General features: G+C 64.3%; 14 protein-coding genes. 9 read left to right on the top strand and 5 right to left on the bottom strand.

The window, feature by feature from the left end; all coding sequences use genetic code 11:
• Positions 1–89 precede the first annotated feature (89 nt).
• From Q7J44_RS15255 to Q7J44_RS15240, 4 genes are all read left to right on the top strand, one after another.
• Positions 90–494 carry a hypothetical protein gene (locus Q7J44_RS15255; protein WP_304881321.1) on the top strand — a complete coding sequence of 135 codons (405 nt, stop codon included), beginning with the start codon at positions 90–92 and terminating at the stop codon, positions 492–494.
• On the top strand, positions 475–1164 hold the full coding sequence (locus tag Q7J44_RS15250; RefSeq protein ID WP_304881320.1) for an SRPBCC family protein: 690 nt from the start codon (positions 475–477) through the stop codon (positions 1162–1164). The genes Q7J44_RS15255 and Q7J44_RS15250 overlap by 20 nt, the downstream gene beginning before the upstream one ends.
• 10 nt (positions 1165–1174) lie before the next feature.
• Complete coding sequence (locus tag Q7J44_RS15245) at positions 1175–2347, top strand: zinc-dependent alcohol dehydrogenase (protein ID WP_304881319.1); 1173 nt, start codon at positions 1175–1177, stop codon at positions 2345–2347.
• A gap of 394 nt (positions 2348–2741) precedes the next feature.
• Positions 2742–5216, top strand: a complete 2475-nt coding sequence (locus Q7J44_RS15240; protein ID WP_304881317.1) for a PAS domain-containing protein — start codon at positions 2742–2744, stop codon at positions 5214–5216.
• A 45-nt stretch (positions 5217–5261) separates the two neighbouring features.
• Here Q7J44_RS15240 and Q7J44_RS15235 read toward each other — a convergent pair whose 3' ends face one another.
• Genes Q7J44_RS15235 through Q7J44_RS15225 form a run of 3 tightly spaced genes read right to left on the bottom strand, consistent with a single transcriptional unit; the run spans position 5262 to position 7361 of the window.
• Positions 5262–6254 (bottom strand): hypothetical protein, encoded by a 993-nt coding sequence (locus Q7J44_RS15235; RefSeq protein WP_304881315.1) that lies wholly within the window; start codon positions 6252–6254, stop codon positions 5262–5264.
• Complete coding sequence (locus Q7J44_RS15230) at positions 6254–6667, bottom strand: phage holin family protein (protein WP_304881313.1); 414 nt, start codon at positions 6665–6667, stop codon at positions 6254–6256. Before Q7J44_RS15230 ends, Q7J44_RS15235 begins: the two co-directional genes overlap by 1 nt.
• A complete protein-coding gene (locus tag Q7J44_RS15225) occupies positions 6660–7361 on the bottom strand; it encodes a hypothetical protein (protein ID WP_304881311.1) in 702 nt (233 codons plus the stop codon). Before Q7J44_RS15225 ends, Q7J44_RS15230 begins: the two co-directional genes overlap by 8 nt.
• Positions 7362–7564: 203 nt before the next feature.
• On the opposite strand from Q7J44_RS15225, the gene Q7J44_RS15220 reads away from it, so the two are divergent.
• Positions 7565–8413, top strand: coding sequence for a glucose 1-dehydrogenase (locus tag Q7J44_RS15220; protein WP_304881309.1), 849 nt, complete (start codon positions 7565–7567; stop codon positions 8411–8413).
• Positions 8414–8461: 48 nt separating this feature from the next.
• Here the strand turns inward: Q7J44_RS15220 and Q7J44_RS15215 are convergent, their stop codons facing one another.
• The gene (locus Q7J44_RS15215; protein ID WP_304881307.1) at positions 8462–9037 is read right to left on the bottom strand and encodes a hypothetical protein; all 576 of its coding nucleotides are present in this window, start codon (positions 9035–9037) and stop codon (positions 8462–8464) included.
• Between the two features lie 226 nt (positions 9038–9263).
• On the opposite strand from Q7J44_RS15215, the gene Q7J44_RS15210 reads away from it, so the two are divergent.
• The 3 genes from Q7J44_RS15210 (at position 9264) to glf (ending at position 12992) form a co-directional block, all read left to right on the top strand.
• Positions 9264–10625, top strand: a complete 1362-nt coding sequence (locus Q7J44_RS15210) for a hypothetical protein (protein ID WP_304881306.1) — start codon at positions 9264–9266, stop codon at positions 10623–10625.
• Between the two features lie 83 nt (positions 10626–10708).
• On the top strand, positions 10709–11875 hold the full coding sequence (locus Q7J44_RS15205; RefSeq protein WP_304881304.1) for a glycosyltransferase: 1167 nt from the start codon (positions 10709–10711) through the stop codon (positions 11873–11875).
• Positions 11868–12992 carry a UDP-galactopyranose mutase gene (glf, locus tag Q7J44_RS15200; protein ID WP_304881302.1) on the top strand — a complete coding sequence of 375 codons (1125 nt, stop codon included), beginning with the start codon at positions 11868–11870 and terminating at the stop codon, positions 12990–12992. The genes Q7J44_RS15205 and glf overlap by 8 nt, the downstream gene beginning before the upstream one ends.
• Positions 12993–13082: 90 nt before the next feature.
• Here the strand turns inward: glf and Q7J44_RS15195 are convergent, their stop codons facing one another.
• Positions 13083–13379: a PRC-barrel domain-containing protein gene (locus tag Q7J44_RS15195; protein WP_304881301.1), complete on the bottom strand. Its 297-nt coding sequence runs from the start codon at positions 13377–13379 to the stop codon at positions 13083–13085.
• Positions 13380–13759: 380 nt separating this feature from the next.
• Here Q7J44_RS15195 and Q7J44_RS15190 point away from each other — a divergent pair, with 380 nt between their 5' ends.
• The gene (locus tag Q7J44_RS15190) at positions 13760–14152 is read left to right on the top strand and encodes a diacylglycerol kinase (RefSeq protein ID WP_304881299.1); all 393 of its coding nucleotides are present in this window, start codon (positions 13760–13762) and stop codon (positions 14150–14152) included.
• Positions 14153–14485 lie beyond the last annotated feature (333 nt).

The following is a 14485-nucleotide window of genomic DNA, read 5'->3' as shown; positions in this document are numbered from 1 at the left end:
AGGGCGGCATCGGCGTGCTGCCCTGCAGACCGCACTAGTCGGGGCGGCTGGGTTGTCCCGTGGCCCCCAAACCCAGAAAGGCTATGCGCATGGTAGATAAACCATCCCGCCCGCATCCCCCCGCAGGGACCGCTGCAGAACCCTCCGGCACTGCCGCTGCCAACGGGCATTGGGTGCACGATGACGTGGGGCCACGGTTGTATGTGCCGCCAGACGCCGGGGATGGCCCTGATGTTGCCACGGCGCAGGCGGCACTTGAAAGCCTCGATCCGGCATTGGCTGCCTGCGTTCACCTGACGCTGGACACCCGGGGTGATGACGGCCATCCCGGCGCGGAAACCGGCATCATCCTGTCGGGCACGCTGCCCGACAGCGCCGCCCGCGCCAAGGTTCTGCGCGTTATCAGCGCGGCCCTTCCCGGCACAGCGCTCGTCAACCAACTGACCGTCGATCACAGCAAAAGGATCAGCCGCCATGACACGCCCCGCGAATGAACCCTCAAAGCACACTCTTGGCTGGCTGACACTGGGCGCGATTGCGATCGGCGGGCTGATCGGGGCGGCCGTCCTGACCCGACAGCCCGCAACGCGCACCGCAGCCGGTACGGGCACCGACAGCGCGCCGGGCCGCACCGCCCGGCAGACCCGCTTTGGCCGGTTTGCCGTGGTCGGGCGCACCGTCACCATCCACCGCCCCCGGCAAGAGGTCTATGACCGCTGGCGCGACCCGGCCACCTTGCCCAGGGTCATCGACCATGTCAGCGGCGTCACCGATCTTGGCAATGGTGTGTTCCGTTGGGATATCGACGGCCCCATCGGCACCGCGCATCTTGAAACTGAGATCGTATCCGACCGTGAGGGCGAGGAAATTGCCTGGCGCTCTACCGAGGGGTCGCTGATCAAGACCCAAGGCAAGGTGATGTTCCGCGATGCCCCCGGTGATCGTGGCACCGAGGTCGAGGCAATCATTGCCTATACCCCAATGCTGGGCGAGCTGGGCCGCATGGTGGCAAAGCTGGCAGGCGTCGACCCGGAAACCCAAGGCAGACGCGCGTTGAAGCGGCTGAAAATGCTGATGGAAACCGGCGAAATCGCCACCTCCCGCAACCGCCGCGACCCCGACACCGATCCAGATACCGGCACCGCTGGCACCAAAAGGGACTAAGGAGAACCCCATGCGCGCACTGACATGGCACGGCACAAAAGATGTCCGCGTCGACACCGTTCCCGACCCGCAGATCGTCAACCCCCGCGACGCGATCATCGAGGTCACCTCGACCGCGATCTGCGGATCTGACCTGCATCTGTATGACGGGGTGATCCCGGGCGTCATGCCCGGCGACATTCTTGGCCACGAATTCATGGGCCGCGTCGTCGATGTCGGCCCCGGCAGCACCCTGTCGGTTGGTGACCGGGTGGTGGTGCCGTTCACCATTTCTTGCGGGGCGTGCTTTTTCTGCAGGCACGATCTGTTTTCCGCCTGCGACAATTCCAACCCCGTCGATACCCAGGACGCCACCGAGACGCAGTTCGGCCACGCGATGAGCGGGCTGTTCGGCTATTCGCACCTGACCGGCGGCTATCCGGGCGGGCAGGCGCAATATGTCCGGGTGCCGTTTTCAGATGTCGGCCCGATTGTCATTCCTGATGGTCTGGACGATGAACAGGTGCTGTTTCTGTCTGACATTCTGCCAACCGGCTGGATGGCCGCCGAAAACGCAAAAATCGAACCGGGCGATACCGTTGCGGTCTGGGGCTGCGGGCCGGTTGGCCTGTTCGCCATTCAAAGTGCGTTGCTGATGGGGGCAGAGACTGTCATTGCCATCGACCACCACAGCCGGCGTCTGGATCTGGCGCGCGGGCTGGGGGCAAAGGTCATCGATTTCCGCCAGACCCGCGTGCTGGAAGCGCTGACCGAGATGACCGGCGGCATCGGCCCGGATGCGGTGATCGATGCGGTGGGCATGGAAAGTCATGGCTTTGTCACCGACACGATCCTCGACAAGGCCAAACAGGCGCTTGGCCTGCCCTATGATGCCGCCCACGCCCTGCGGGAGGCGATCATGGCCTGCCGCAAGGGCGGTCGCATCTCGGTGCCCGGGGTGTACGGTGGCCTGACGCAGATGTTCCCGATGGGCGCCATCATGCAAAAGGGGCTGGAACTGCGCACCGGCCAGACCCACGTGCAGCGCTATCTCAAACCGTTGCTGCAGCGCATTGCCGAGGGCGAGATCGATACAACCTTTCTGATCAGCCACCGCCTGCCGCTGGAAGAGGCCCCAACCGGCTATGACAACTTTCTGAACAATCAGGATGAGTGGATAAAGGTCGTGCTGAAGCCGCATTGACGTGCGGATCCGGGCGGGCGATCTTTCCGCCCGTCACGGCGGTCGCGTCGGCGACGCTTCGGTCAGGGCGGCACCGCTCAGGGCATTATCGCTTGCGTGCAACCGCGCGTTCAGGCCGCAAAATGAAGGGGGTTGGCCTGATGGCTGCCCCCTTGATGTATGTCGGCACCGCCCTGCGTCCGCCGTCCCTCGCGCCGATTGAAATAGGCGCGACCCACTCGCGTGGTAGGCGAGCCCGTTCTGCGGAAAATCGCCGGTCGGTTTCTTAACACATTCTTGACTTGATCAGAAAATGCCGGATTATCGGATGGATAAAGGCGACCCTGCTCCAGCCTCTCGGACCCTCCTTCAACCTTTGGGATATCGCGTGGATCCTGTTCATCATCAGTCCATGATGAAAGATGCACTTCTGTCGGCTGCGGCCAGGCAGGGCACCGCCAGCAGGCTGTGGCAGCGTGACATGGTGCTGCCCCTTGCCGCGTTTGTTGTGCCGTTGTCGATCATGGCCACCGTGGCGTGGATGAACTGGGGGCCGGTTTGGGCCAGTGCCGAAGCCGACATGCGCCGTGCGGCTAGATCTGCCGCCGAATACAGCGAGCGGACGTTTGAAGGCTATATGGTGGCGGTCGGCCGGGCCAATGAACGGCTGCGCGGGCTGACCGATCAGGAGATCCGCGACCGCGAATGGGAACTGAGGCAGGATCTGGGGCGCATCACCGGCGAGCTGTCGCAAAGCCAGCTCAGCTACGTGATTGACCGCAATGGATATCCGTTGATTGTCACCAATATTTTTCCGGCCCCTGACGCCTCGCTGTTCGACCGCGATTATTTTCAGGTGCTCAGCGGCCCGGATGCGCCGGACATGTTCATCAGCCAGACCTTTGTCGGACGGTTTGACGGGAACTTGCTGTTTTCGCTCGCGCGTCGGCGCAGTGATACCGGAAACCCTCCGACCGAGGATGGGTTTGACGGCGTTGTCCTGATCTCGGTCAGCCCGGGGGGGCTGGCCGACGGGCTGGAACGCCTGCTGCCCACGCCGACCGACCGGATGGCGCTGATGCGGGCGGACGGGTATCTGATCGGGGCGACGGGCGGGCTGGTGAAAGACGGCGAGCCGCTGCCAAAGCTGCAAGACGGCAGCCCGTTCTACGATCATGTCCAGCGTGGCGATCCGACAGCGGTGCATCTGTCCACCACCGCCATCCCCGGCACCGAGGCGCTTGTGGCGATGCATGCCGTGGGCGAGCTTCCGCTTTATGCCATCAGCGCGCGGCCCAAGGCGCAGATCGTGGCCGCATGGCGGGCAACGCTGATGCCGTTGTTTGGGTTCGGCCTTCCCGCAACGCTGGCGCTTGTGCTGCTCAGCCTGCGGGTGGTGTTTGATCAGCGCCGTCTGAGGCAGCGCAATGTGACCTTGCAGCGCGACAACGCCCTGAACTCTGACAGGCTGGTGCGGGCAAAGCGCTTTGGCATGATGGGGGCCTTTGAATTCGACTTGCGCACGGGTGTCAGCCGCCGATCCCCCGAATACATGTCGATCCACGGCCACGACCCGGTTCCCGCCGAAGAAGCGCATGAAGACTGGGCCAAGCGCGTGCATCCCGATGATCGCGAGCAGGCCGAAAATGAGGTGTTGCGCGCGCTGTCCGATGCCAGCGGCGACACCAGCTATGGCCAGACCTACCGGATTGTGACCAAGGATGGCGAAACCCGCTGGATCGCCGCATGGGGCGAGATTGACCGCGATGCCCAGGGGCGCGCGGTGATGCTGCGCGGCATTCATGTCGACGTGACCCCGCTGCGCAGCACCGAACGGGCCCTGGCCGAAAGCGATGCCCGGCTGCGGCTGGCGCAAGAGGCCATGGGCATCGGGGCCTGGGAGTGGCGCGGCCACTCTCAGCCGATGCACTGTTCGCGCAAGGCGCTGGAGCTGTTCGGTTTTGACCCCGCCTCGGGTGCGGTGCGGATGCGCGATGTTCTGGCGCGGCTGCACCGTGATGACAGAAAAAGCATGGCGCAGGCCCTGCGCCAGATGCGCGCCAGCGGGTCGTTTCAGGCCGAGGTGCGGCTGCAACGCCCCGCGGGCATGGAAGGCGACGGCCCGCTGTGGGTCGCGCTGCGCGCCCGCACGGTCACCTCGCGCCGGTTGGGCGGGTCGCGTTTGATGGGCGTGGTCTATGACATCTCGGACCGGAAGCGGTCGGAAGAACTGGTAGTGCTGATGGCGCATGAGGTGGAGCATCGGGCCAAGAATGCGCTGACAGTGGTGGTCAGCCTGCTGCGCAGCGCCAAGGCAGACAGCGCCGAAGATCTGGCGCAGGTCATGACCGGCCGGGTCCGCGCGCTCAGTCAGACCATGGCGCTGCTGGGCAAGCAGCAGTGGACCGGGGCGGCCCTGCGCGACATCGTGGAAAGCGAGTTGCGGCCCTTCACGCTGGATGACAGCGGGTCCGATTTTGACATCACTCTGTCGGGGCCACCCCTGCGCATTGGGGTCAACGCGGCCCAGCCCCTGTCGATGGCGCTGCACGAACTGGCCACCAATGCCGCGAAATACGGCTCCTTGTCCGTGGCCAAGGGCAGGCTGACCGTCAGCTGGACCGTTGTCGACGCCGAAGTGCATATCCGCTGGCGCGAACAGGGCGGGCCATTGGTGACTGACCCAGCCGAAACCAAGGGCTTTGGCTCGCGCCTGATCGGCATTGTCTTTGAGGGCCAGATCGGCGGGCGCATCCAGAAGCGGTGGGACCCAGAAGGTCTGATCTGCGACATGGTTCTTCCCGCCTCGGCCCTGACGGCCGCCGATGCGGCGTCCGGTCATGTTTTTCCGACGGGATGTCATCAGGCCGACCGCGCCGGGTCGGCCTGATAACTGGTTTCAGTCTCGGGTCGTCTTTCAGGCTCAGGCTCAGACTCAGGCGCGCGGGCGTTTGCCCTTGCCGGACCCTGTGCCGGTGGAGGTGTCGCCGACGGTCAGGCCGTCGTCGCTGCCGACCTTGCCGGTGTCATCACCGCTGGCCGCGTCATCGCCATGCAACACGGGGTCAACCTGTGCTGTTGCGGTGTCGAATGCGGCAGTCGCCACCCGCTCGACCTTTTGCGCAAGCGTGGGGCTGGCGGCGTCGGGCAGCAGCCCTTCGTCATGCGCCGCTGCGGTTGCCGCCTGATAAGTTGTCCGGGCGGCATCGGCCATCCGGTCGCCCATTTCGCCGGTTGCGCGCGAGGCGGCGCTCAGGATCTTGTCGCGCTGCGGGCCAAGCACCCGGTCTTCCGCGCGGGTGCGCGGCATCGCACTGCCCAGCACCGCCCCGATGGCCACCGCCACCGCGCCCACCAGCAACGGCTGCGCCGTGATGGTATCGGTCAGCGGGCGCACGGATGATCCTGCCTTTTCCTTGGCAGCATCGACCGTCGACTGCACGCTTTCGGTGGCTTTGCCCATCGCATCGCGCACCTTGCCCGGTACGTCGCCCAAGGTCGCGCCAAGATCGGCTGCGGTCGCCTTCGCCTTGTCGGTCAGCGTGTCGCCGTCCTGCAGCCTGTCCTGACCGCCTGCATAGGACTGCCAGCGGTCGCCCGCCCGGCTGCCATAGCCGCTGTCACTCTCGCCGCGCCAGTCGTCGGCACTGCCACGCCAGGAGTCCTGCGCTGTGGGTGCAGAGGTGCCGCGCCCCATCATCAGCCAGGCAACCCCGGCCCCGATCAGCGCCAGCGCTATCGGGTTTTCCCGCACCTGCTGGCCTGCCGCATTCAGGGTGTGGCGCACGTTCTCGACGCCCAGAAACTGCCCTACATCATCGACCATCTGATCGACCGACAGCCGCTGTTTGATCTTGTCCAGCGTCTGTTCCACGCCTGCACGGTGGGCTTCGATTTCGTTCTCAAGGTTCTGTGCTGTGTCAGCCATCAGAGTTGCTCCTTTGCAAGCCGGACATCCCGGCTGGTTTGTTGTAAAGTGCGGTCCGGCAACAGTTCCGTGACCGCCATTTTTTTGCGCCCGGCTCCAACCAGAACCGCGCCGATGATACCCAAGATCGCACCCACGATGGCCGAGGCCCAGCCGGGCCCGACCCATGCCGCAAGCAGGATCACCAGCGCCTGAACCAGCACGATGGCGGCGACCAGCAGCAAAATGGCACCGCCCGCCATCATCTCGGCCCCGGCCCCCATGCCCCTGACGGCCTGCGCAATTTCGGTGCGGATCAGTTTGCCTTCGCCCCGGACGATCCCGGTGACATCACGCACCAGATCGGACAGCAATCCGCCAAGCCCTCCGGGCGGCACTGTCCCCTGTGGGGGGGGAATGTCGCGGTCATTCATATCGGCCAGACCCCGGCCGACCCGCAGCCGAACCGTCAGAGCTGTCGGCAAAGGTGCTGCCAGACCCGGTCTGGTCCCAGCGCTGCGAGGCATCGCCGAAAGCTGACTCGCCGGTACCTTGCCCTGCGGAATTCCCAGAGCCAGCGGCGTCATAACGCTGCGACGTGCCGTAGCGCTCCGACCGCGCCTGACCCGACAGGCCCGAAGACTGGCCCGGGTTTTTACGGCCCGACGACGTGTCCGACGCCACGATCATCCGCCCGGCCATCGCGCCGGTCAAAAGACAGCCCATCACGAATAGGGCGGGATTTTCGCGGCCGAACTGGCCCAGCCGCTGACCGATGTCGCGGATCGACTGACCTTGCAGCCGCGAAGAGACGTCTTCAATCAGATCGGCGGCCTGTTCGGACAGGGCGTTCGAGATGGCGGCACCTTCGCCGTCCTGATCCTCGCCCGCGTTCCCGCGCAGGCGGCTTGCGACCGATTGGAACTGGGTGCCGAAATCGGCGGCGCGGCGGTCCAGCTCGTCAAGGATCAGGGTAGAAATCGTCGATCCGGCGTTCTGCGCCTCGGCCTTCACCCGTTCTGCCGCGTCGGACAGCCGGGTCTTTGCATCATCATATTCGCGCCGGGCGGCCTTGGTCACCTCTGACTCGTCGTCCTGCGCATGGGTGTTCTGGTGATCGGTCTGCATGGTGGTCCTCCTGAAAGCCGGCTGGCATTGGCAGTGCCGGCATGTCCTGAGCTTCCAACCGCGGCCAACCCGATTTGTTCCGCCGCCCTGCGTAAAGTCTTTGACCCGCCACCGGGCGGAACAATGTGGCCGGGCGGGGGTTTGCCCCTGACGCGACCCAGGCGTCGCACCGAAAAGAGACCAGCCGAAAAAGGATGACACAGATGCACAAGGACCTCCCCCCTCAGGAACAGGATCATCAGCCCGGCACTGAAGCCGACATGACCCCCGCACCGGACTTCCAGCCGCATTTTCCCGGCTCGGGGCGGTTGCAAGGCAAGGTGGCGCTGATCACCGGCGGTGACAGCGGCATCGGGCGCGCCACTGCGGTGCTGTTCGCCCGCGAAGGCGCAAAAGTGGCGATCCTGTACAAGGATGAACACGGCGACGCCGATGACACCATCGACAGCATCACCGACGAAGGCGGCGAGGCGATGAAAGTGGCACTGGATATCGGCGACAAGACAGCGGTTGAGGCGGCGGTAAAATCGGTCATCGACCGCTTTGGCCGCATCAACATTCTGGTCAACAACGCCGCCGAACAACATGTGCAGGACAACATCGAAGATATCTCGGAAGATCAGCTGGAGCGCACCTTCCGCACCAATATCTTCGGGCAGTTCTTCACTGTTCAGGCGATTGTGGGGCAGATGCAGCGTGATGACACCATCATCAACATCACCTCGGTCACGGCGTTCCGGGGGCAAAAGCAGCTGACCGATTATGCCTCGACCAAAGGGGCCATTCTGGCCCTTACCCGCACCCTGTCGGCCAAACTGGCAGAGCGGGGCATCCGGGTGAATGCGGTGGCACCGGGGCCGATCTGGACCCCGCTGATCCCGGCCTCATTCCCGGCAGACAAGGTGGGCAGCTTTGGCGAAGACACGCCGCTGGGCCGGGCCGGGCAACCCAATGAGGTCGCCCCCGCCATTTTGTTTCTGGCTTGTCAGGACAGTTCTTACATCACCGGGCAAACCCTGCATCCGAACGGGGGGGAGCTGGTGGGAAGCTGAACGGGGTGCGGGGGCATGGTCATGTCCCTGCACATCCGCTGTCAGGGTTCAGATGCCGGCAACCACGCCGCAGATCGGGCGCAATTCCGCATCGTCGGCCGTCACACCCCCGGCAAGCCCGGTATAGGGTTGAACACCGTCTGCCGGGCTGTGCACTTCCGCACCCCCGACGGCTCCGGTGATCGAGGTCTGATCGGCGGCTTGGCCCGCCATATCCGGCGCAGTGTCGGCGCGTTGCGTCCCCTCATCGGCGGGCAGTTCCGCGCCATCCGCGTGCAGGGCGCGCTCTGACGCGGTGGCCCCCAGTTCGGTGTTCGATCCGCGTTGTTCTGACGGAACCGTAACACCATCAGTGCTGGTGGTGTTCTGCGCACGGTCGGCCAGAATGGCGCAGCGTTCCAGCACCGCCGCCTGATCGTCCTCGCTCAGCGCGGTCCATTGCGCCAGAATTTCATGCTGGGGGCGCAGGGTACGCAGGCCGTCATCGCTGAAAAAATTAGCACCCACCCGATCCCACCAGTTTTCTGCCGAAGGCAGATCGTCGGTGGCGGTCTGGGCGTAAACCGGGGGGGCAATCACGGCTGTCGCGGCCAGAAGCGCCGCGCAGGCAAGGGGGCGAAACATCGGATATCCTTTCTTTCATGTATGTCATTCATTGATTTGATCTGTGTCTACGAACGGCAAACCCCGCAAAATGTTCCTTCTGCGCAAGGGGCAGGGGGTGGCGGCGCAGTCGCGGCAGGCCGGGTTTTGCGTGCGTTACAGGGAACATTCGCGGCCCTGACGGCTTTAGGTCAGCCAGCAGCCGGGGCCATTGCGGGTTCTGGCGAACCGGATCGGACCCCTGCCCATGCCGCCAGACCACGCCAGACATGCTGACCCCGCAGGCCAGTTTTCCTTTCTCAGCGGGTTTGAAGGCACCCAGATGTTCGGCCATGACACCGATGTGCTGGACACCAGCGAACACGCGCGGCGCTATCCTGAGGATCTGGGTCTGCTTGCGGCGGACGGGCTGAAAGAATTCCGCTGCTGCATCCCCTGGCACAAGATCGAGCGGGTGCGCGGCATCTATGACTGGACATGGACCGACAGCTATCTGCGCCAGATCCGGCAGCTGCGTCTGCGGCCGATTGTCGATCCGCTGCATCACACCAGCTTTCCGCACTGGCTGACCCATGGGTTTGCCGACCCGCAGTTCCCGCGCCGGTACACCGCCTTTCTGGCGGCGTTTTCACGACGCTACCCTTGGGTTACGCATTTCACCGTGGTCAACGAGCCCGTGGCCACCGCCATTCTGTCGGGGTTCATCGGCGCGTGGTATCCGCACTGGCGGGGCCGCGACGGGGTGGCCCCGATGATCCTTGGCGTGGTGCGCGCCATCCATCAGGCCACCGCCATGCTGGAAGCATCAGTGCCGGGCCTGCGGATCGTGCATGTCGACACCTGCGAAAAGCACTGCGCGTTGGATGCCGCCTCGCGCGATCATGCCGCGTTCAGCAACCACCTGCGCTTTGCCGTGCTTGATCTGCTGCTGGGGCGGATGGACGCGGCGCATCCGCTGTATGCGTTGTTCCGGCGTCACGGACTGACCGCCGCCGAGCTGGCACTTTACCGCGATCAGCCGGCGCGCATCGACGTGCTTGGGCTGGATTACTATGCCCATAGCGAAATGGGCTGGACCCGGGCGGGCAGCAGCGATGCGTTCCGCCCGCTGGGCTTTCGTGGTCTGGCGATGGAATATATCGCCCGCTATCCGTTTGATGTGATGCTGTCCGAAACCAATATGCGCGGCCGGATCGAGGACCGGATGACCTGGCTGAAATACATGGTGCGAGAATGTGAGGCGTTGATGCCCGATCTGCAGGCGCGCGGGCTGCGGTTTGACGGCTTTTGCTGGTATCCGTTCATCGATTCCACCGATTGGGATTCGCTGTGCCGCACGCCTGACCGGAACATCGATCCGCAGGGCATCTATTATTTGTCCCACCGTTTTGACCGGATGCCGTCGGAACTGTCGCAGATTTACGCGCAGCTGGCAGCGGGTAAGATAGGGTCCGCCCAGATCCCGGCCTACCAGATGGAAACGCCGGTTCTGGTGCAGCGCCGGGCCGGAAAATTCCTGTGCCACATGGCAGATTTTGACTGGCAGGACGGCAGCCCAAGCCCGGCCGCAGCCCTGTGCCCGCGGGTGCTGGCCCTGTCGGGCGACTGATTGCGCGGGCGTTCACAGGCCGCAGGAACAAATCCCCCGCCAGCCGGTTGAGCGCCTCAGACCTTCAACACTCAGGTGCCCCCATGAATACCGCTTTTACGCCGTCTCCGCCTGCGCAGGGCGGGGTGCCGGATGTCCTGTATGCGCGTCGGACCATCGTGTGCTTTTCCCATCTGCGCTGGGGATTTGTGCATCAGCGCCCCCAGCACGTGCTCAGCCATGCGGCGCGGACCGACCGGGTGTTTTTCATCGAAGAGCCCATCGCCGCGCCGGGAGAGTCAACGTTCCGGATGCAGGTTGCCGCTTCGGGCGTGATGGTTCTGACGCCTTGCATCGACCCCGCAGCCGATCAGGTCCTTGAACAGCAAAAGCTGGTCGCCGACCTTCATCGCAGCCTGAAGGGCGATGTGGTGACGCACTGGTTCTACACGCCCATGGCCCTACGCTTTGTGCAGGACCAGCCCTGCCACCTGTGCGTCTACGACTGCATGGACGAGCTTTCCGCCTTCCGCTTCGCCCCGCCCGAGCTGAAGGCGCTGGAGCGGGCCTTGCTGGACCGTGCCGATCTGGTGTTCACCGGCGGGCGCAGCCTGTTCGAGGCAAAGCGCGCCCAGCACCCCGATGTGCACTGTTTCCCCAGCAGCGTCGATACCGACCATTTCGCACGCGCCCGCCAGCAGCTGACCGATCCGGGCGATCAGGCGGGTCTGGCACAGCCGCGCATCGGCTTTGCCGGGGTGATCGACGAACGCATCGACCTTGACTTGATCGCCACTGCCGCCGCCGCCATGCCAGAGGTGCAGTTCGTGATGCTTGGCCCCACCGCCAAGATCGACCCGGCCACCTTGCCGCGTGCGGCGAACATCCACTGGCTGGGCTGCAAGGATTATGCCGATCTTCCGGCCTATATGGCCAACTGGCAGGCGGCGTGGATGCCCTTTGCCCTGAACGACGCCACCCGTTTCATCAGCCCGACCAAAACGCCGGAATATCTGGCGGCAGGTTTGCCGGTGGCCTCTACCGCTGTTGCCGATGTGGTGGCGTCCTATGGCCGTCAGGGTCTGGTCACCATCACCGACGCCGCCACCGTGGCGACAGACCTGCGCGCCTGTCTGTCCCCCGCCACTGCCGATTGGTCACAAGCGGTGGACCGGGCGCTGCGGCAGATGTCCTGGGCACGGACCTGGCGGTCGATGCAAGCGCTGATGATGGCGCGCAGCAAGGTCGCAAAGGAGCCCGCCCATGTTTGACTGGTTGATCGTCGGGGCCGGTTTCGCCGGCAGCGTGCTTGCCGAACGCATCGCCTCGCAGCGCAAGGAAACCGTGCTTGTGATGGACAAGCGCGACCACATCGGCGGCAACGCCTATGATTACCATGATGCGGCGGGGGTTCTGGTGCACCGCTATGGCCCGCATATCTTTCACACCAACGCCGCCAGCGTGGTTGACTACCTGTCGCAATTCACCCGGTGGCGCCCCTATGAACACCGGGTTCTGGCCCAGGTCGATGGCCAGCTTCTGCCCATCCCCATCAACCTTGATACCGTGAACCGGCTTTACGGCCTGTCGCTCGATTCCGCCGGGATGGAGGCGTTTCTGGAAAGCCGGCGTGAACATGTCGCCGACATCAGGACATCTGAGGATGTGGTGGTTTCCACCGTCGGCCGCGATCTGTATGAAAAGTTTTTTCAGGGATATACCCGCAAACAGTGGGGCCTTGATCCGTCGCAACTGTCGCGCATCGTCACGGCACGGATTCCCACCCGCACCAACCGCGACGACCGTTACTTCACCGACCGGTTTCAGCAGATGCCCGCCGAAGGCTACAGCGCCATGTTCGCGCGCATGCTCGACCATCCCAACATCCGTATCGAGCTGAACACCACATGGAACGCGGCCCGCGACCGGCCAAAGGCGCGGCGCATCATCTATACCGGGCCGATCGACGAATACTTCGGCCATCGCTACGGGGCCTTGCCCTATCGCTCGTTGCGATTTGTGCATGAAACCCGTGATGTCGAATGGGCGCAGCCGGTGGCGGTGATCAATTACCCCCAGACCGAAGACTACACCCGCATCACCGAATACAAACATCTGACCGGGCAGACGCACCCGAAAACCAGCCTGACCTATGAATACCCCAGCGATGAGGGTGATCCCTATTACCCCATCCCGCGTGCCGAAAACCAGTTGCTGTACCGGATGTACCGTACTGCCGCCTCGCAGCTGGATGATGTCTGGTTTCTGGGACGGCTGGGCTCCTATCAGTATCTGAACATGGATCAGGTGGTGGGGCAGGCGCTGGCCACATTCACCCGCATCAATGCAGGCTCCGTGCCGTCCGCCTTTGAGAGCGCCGCTGAATAGGCGGCGCAAGCCCTGATGACGGCGGGTCCGATAGGAACCGGACGAGCCGGCCCGGCACCGCAGCGTATTGCGGTGCCGGGCCGGGCAGGGTCAGTCGACATGCTCGGGCAGGTTGCGCAGCTCGTCCTCGCTCCAGTCGGTCACCGCATGCACGTTGCCAGACTCGTCGCGCATGATGTCAAGATCATCGATGCCGATCAGCACCGGCTTTGCCCCGATGCCAAGAAATCCGCCGATATCAATCACGACCGAAGTTGCGACACCGCCCTCATGCAGATGCGAGATTGTGCCGATCTTTTCGTCATTCGCATCATAGACCGGCGCGCCGGTCAGGTTTTCTGCTGTCTGCTCGGCCAGACTCAGCCGGTTGTGGGTGCTGTGGTCCATATCCATCTCCGTTTTTGCGTTGGCTGCACACGACCCAACCTGCGTTGGTCGCCGGGATGGAAACTGGCTCGGACAGGCAATGTTCCCGCAGGGTGCAGGGGCCTTTGGCCGCGCCAGTGCCGGATGTGCCCGTCTAGGCAGCGCGCGGGGGGCAGCCCCTGAAGTCCACCGCCTGCGGGCCGCCGGCTGCAAAGCAGGGTTTGTTTTGTCATTGGGGTAAGTGGCTCACTCTGCTATGGTTTTGGCAATCGCCCGCGCCGCCGGTCGTGCCAACCGTAACCCACGGTTGGCAAATGCCGGGAATGTCGCAAAAGCCCCACACCGGCGCGCGTCCCTGCGGCTGGTCCGGGTGCCACCTGCCACCTTGGGAACGCAAGCCGATGGACGATCCGACACCCACCCGCCGCATCGTCGTGCCCGCCCGCCGTGGCATTCTGCACGCCCTTGACGCCACCGGCTATTCCCTCGCCGGCCTGCGCCGCCTGTGGCGAGAAACCGCGACGCGGCTGGAACTCGCCGCCGCCGCTGTGGTGGCCGTCGCCTTCCTGTGGCGCGGGGCCGAACTGTGGCACTGGCTGGTCGCCGCATTCCTGCTGGCCCTGATCCTGAGCGTGGAAGCGCTGAACACCGCCATCGAAGTCCTGACCGACCGGCTGTCGCCCGAATGGTCGCAAATGGCCAAAGACGCCAAGGACCTCGGCTCGCTCGCCGTCGGGCTGATGCTGCTGGTTGCAGGCGTGTTCGCGGCCTGTGTGCTGACGGGCCTGCTCTGACCCGCAGACCCACCACTCCAGTCGGAAGGATCCCAACGCAGGGCAGGGCCGGTCCAATTCCACAAGCGGCAACGCATCAAAGACCTGCAACCCCAGCCGTTTGCCACTGTCCCTCGCAACAACAGCCTTCTGAACCGCTCCGGGTCTTCCGGAGGCTCCATGTGTGGATGCCCCGGTTCATGCAAGGGTAAATTTGGTCTTGTCGCGGTTTGGTGCCGCTCCTTTGATAGCGTAATGTGCAGCAAAGGAGATGAACCATGGGCACAGTCAGGACGGAAGAATTTCGCAAGGATGCGGTGCGGATCGCGCTGACCAGTGGGCTTTCACGCAAAC

Origin of the sequence: Pseudotabrizicola sp. (assembly GCF_030656345.1) — a bacterium.
Classification (GTDB): domain Bacteria; phylum Pseudomonadota; class Alphaproteobacteria; order Rhodobacterales; family Rhodobacteraceae; genus Pseudotabrizicola.
This window is presented reverse-complemented; position numbering and strand designations above follow the sequence as displayed.

Coding starts and splice junctions, on each gene's coding strand:
- Q7J44_RS15210 (WP_304881306.1), top strand. CDS start 9,264: ATGCCGCCAGACCACGCCAGACATGCTGACCCCGCAGGCCAGTTTTCC.
- Q7J44_RS15205 (WP_304881304.1), top strand. CDS start 10,709: ATGAATACCGCTTTTACGCCGTCTCCGCCTGCGCAGGGCGGGGTGCCG.
- Q7J44_RS15255 (WP_304881321.1), top strand. CDS start 90: ATGGTAGATAAACCATCCCGCCCGCATCCCCCCGCAGGGACCGCTGCA.
- Q7J44_RS15225 (WP_304881311.1), bottom strand. CDS start 7,361: ATGCAGACCGATCACCAGAACACCCATGCGCAGGACGACGAGTCAGAG.
- Q7J44_RS15215 (WP_304881307.1), bottom strand. CDS start 9,037: ATGTTTCGCCCCCTTGCCTGCGCGGCGCTTCTGGCCGCGACAGCCGTG.
- Q7J44_RS15240 (WP_304881317.1), top strand. CDS start 2,742: ATGAAAGATGCACTTCTGTCGGCTGCGGCCAGGCAGGGCACCGCCAGC.
- Q7J44_RS15230 (WP_304881313.1), bottom strand. CDS start 6,667: ATGAATGACCGCGACATTCCCCCCCCACAGGGGACAGTGCCGCCCGGA.
- Q7J44_RS15250 (WP_304881320.1), top strand. CDS start 475: ATGACACGCCCCGCGAATGAACCCTCAAAGCACACTCTTGGCTGGCTG.
- Q7J44_RS15245 (WP_304881319.1), top strand. CDS start 1,175: ATGCGCGCACTGACATGGCACGGCACAAAAGATGTCCGCGTCGACACC.
- Q7J44_RS15220 (WP_304881309.1), top strand. CDS start 7,565: ATGCACAAGGACCTCCCCCCTCAGGAACAGGATCATCAGCCCGGCACT.
- Q7J44_RS15195 (WP_304881301.1), bottom strand. CDS start 13,379: ATGGACCACAGCACCCACAACCGGCTGAGTCTGGCCGAGCAGACAGCA.
- Q7J44_RS15235 (WP_304881315.1), bottom strand. CDS start 6,254: ATGGCTGACACAGCACAGAACCTTGAGAACGAAATCGAAGCCCACCGT.
- glf (WP_304881302.1), top strand. CDS start 11,868: ATGTTTGACTGGTTGATCGTCGGGGCCGGTTTCGCCGGCAGCGTGCTT.
- Q7J44_RS15190 (WP_304881299.1), top strand. CDS start 13,760: ATGGACGATCCGACACCCACCCGCCGCATCGTCGTGCCCGCCCGCCGT.